The sequence below is a fragment of the Pseudolysinimonas sp. genome, assembly GCF_031389465.1.
Lineage (GTDB): Bacteria > Actinomycetota > Actinomycetes > Actinomycetales > Microbacteriaceae > Pseudolysinimonas_A.
Genome location: NZ_JANMSQ010000219.1, coordinates 1 through 2,275, shown reverse-complemented (window position 1 = coordinate 2,275; position 2,275 = coordinate 1). Strand labels below are relative to the sequence as shown.

2 protein-coding genes and 1 pseudogene are annotated in these 2,275 nt (G+C 71.0%); 2 read left to right on the top strand and 1 reads right to left on the bottom strand.

Features of this window, described 5'->3' with window-relative positions:
- Together RMO30_RS08845 and RMO30_RS08840 are read left to right on the top strand one after the other, a co-directional pair.
- Positions 1-923, top strand: a 923-nt coding sequence (locus RMO30_RS08845; protein ID WP_309712150.1) for a hypothetical protein, incomplete at its 5' end; no start/stop codon positions are given.
- A complete protein-coding gene (locus tag RMO30_RS08840) occupies positions 920-1,876 on the top strand; it encodes a glycosyltransferase (RefSeq protein ID WP_309712147.1) in 957 nt (318 codons plus the stop codon). The genes RMO30_RS08845 and RMO30_RS08840, both read left to right, overlap by 4 nt.
- A gap of 4 nt (positions 1,877-1,880) precedes the next feature.
- Here the strand turns inward: RMO30_RS08840 and RMO30_RS08835 are convergent.
- Positions 1,881-2,275 (bottom strand): annotated as a pseudogene (locus tag RMO30_RS08835) (exopolysaccharide biosynthesis protein); the annotation flags it as partial.

Sequence of the window (2,275 nt, the reverse complement as noted above, 5' to 3'; positions counted from 1 at the left end):
TGGCGACCGCGCCGCTGTGGACGATCGTCGCCGGTGGGCATCCGCTCACGGTCGCGGCCGTCGTGGTCGGTGCCGGCGCATACTGCGTGGTTGCCGTCACGAGCGGAGCGCTCTACGGCGTGCGGGCGTGGCTGCCGATCGCTGCACTCATCCTGGTCGACGGCCTGCTGCGCCTCGGGGGGGTGCTCGTCGCCCTGGCGCTCCCGGAACCGGCGCGAGCCCTCGAGGTCGCGGTGGTGCTCCCGTTCCCGTTAGCTCTCGCGATCGTGTTGCCCATCGCGGCGCACCGCCTGCGCGGGGTGCGCGCCGACGTAGCTGTCCCTCGACTCGCGCGAAACACCGCGCTCGCAGTGTTCGCCGCCGGGGCGAGTGCGGTGTTGATCAGTGGGTTCCCCGCCCTGGTGAGCGCCGCGACTCCGGGTGTGCCGACCGCCGCGCTCGCGCCCCTCCTGCTCGCCCTCATGATCACCCGGGCGCCGATCGTCATTCCGGCGATGGCGATGCAGAGTCTGCTCATCGTGCGGTTCCGCGGCGCGGGAGAGCGCCCCGTTCTTCTCGCGGTCGCGTTCGTCGGCGCGGCGACCGCCGTGCTCGCGGTGCTTGCCGCACTCGTGGGGCCGGCCCTGATCCTCGCGGCCTTTGGCTCTGACTACGCGGTCGGGGCGTGGCTTCTCGCCGCGCTCGTCGGTTCGTCGGGGCTGATCGCGGCGGTGATCGTAGGCGGAGCGGGTCTGCTGGCGGCATCCCGTCACTCTGTCTATGTCGCGGGGTGGGGTGTCGCCGTCGCGATTACGGTCGCGGCACTGCTCCTGCCTCTCCCGACCGAGCCGCGGATCGTCGCGGCGGCGCTCGCGGGCCCGGCCGCTGGGTTGCTCGTTCAGCTCGGCGCGCTGAGCGTGCGACGGGAGGAGGTTCGGGCGTGAAGATCTCGGTAGCGATGTGCACGCACAATGGCGGGCCGTACCTCGAGGCGCAGCTCCGCAGCATCCTCGACGGCACGCGGGTGCCCGACGAGATCGTGCTGAGCGACGACGCGTCGACCGACGGGACGATCGGTGTCGCGCGCGCTGTGCTCGGGGCAGCCGGCGTTCCGCACCAGATTCTCGAGAATCCGACGGCGCTTGGCGTCACGGCCAACTTCGAACACGCCGTACGCGCGACGACCGGCGACGTGATCGTCCTCGCCGACCAAGACGACCTGTGGCATGCGACGCGGCTGGCGCAGGTCGAGACCGAGTTTGCCGGGGGCGACGTGCTGTTGCGCCATAGCGACGCCCGTCTTGTCGACGCAACGGGGGAAGACCTCGGGGTCACCCTGTTCGCACGCCTGCGGGTCCGGGCCGACGAGGTGGCGGCGATCGACGGCGGTCGCGCGTTCGCGACCTATCTGCGCCGGAACCTCGCGACCGGCGCTGCCACGGCTTTCCGGCGGGAGCTTCTCGCCGATGCGTTGCCGTTCCCTACCGAGTGGGTGCACGACGAGTGGCTCGCCATCCTCGCCGCCGCTCGCGATGCCGTGCGTCTCGAGCGGGCCACCGAGATCGACTATCGGTTACACGGCGCGAATCAGATCGGGGTCGCCGAGCCAACCCTGCGGTACCGGGTTTCGCGCGTGTTCGGCGACTCGGGCGACCGGGCCGCGCTCCTCGCCCGGCGGTCGGAGGTGCTCGCCGAGCGTCTCGTCACTCGTGGGCTCCCCGCACCAGCCCAGCAGGCAGCTGCGAAGGCGCGATTCGAGCGCCAACGGTCACGGCTCCCACGCCTGCGGATCGCCAGAGTGCCCGGCATCCTCGGTGCGTTGCTCGGCGGCGGCTACCGACGGTTCGCCAGTCAACGGTCGCTCGACGCCCTGCGTGACCTGTTTCGGCCTGCCTAACCCGCTATGCAGAGGGGAGCGGTTCGGGCTGCTCGGGCCGAGGAGATAGAGCCGAGCGCCAGCTCAGCTCTGCCGAAGCTTTGACCGCGCAGATGACGAAGAGAAGCCAACCGAACTCCGTGAGGATCGAGCTCTCCGCGACCGAGACCGCGATGAGCGCGACGAGCACCAGGGCGGGCCAGGTGTGCACGACGCTCCGGCGTCGGCCGGCGAGCAGCCAGGACCGCACGAAGGCGAGCCCGACGACGGCGAAGAACAGGAAGACCCCAACCGCGCCCACCTGCAGCCAGAGGTCGACGACCGCGTTGAGTGCCGAATCGTGAGGTCGCCCGTTGGTCGGCGTGAGACCCGAGTAGGCCGGAGTCGACGGGTTCCAGATTCCGGTCCAGCCCCAGCCTT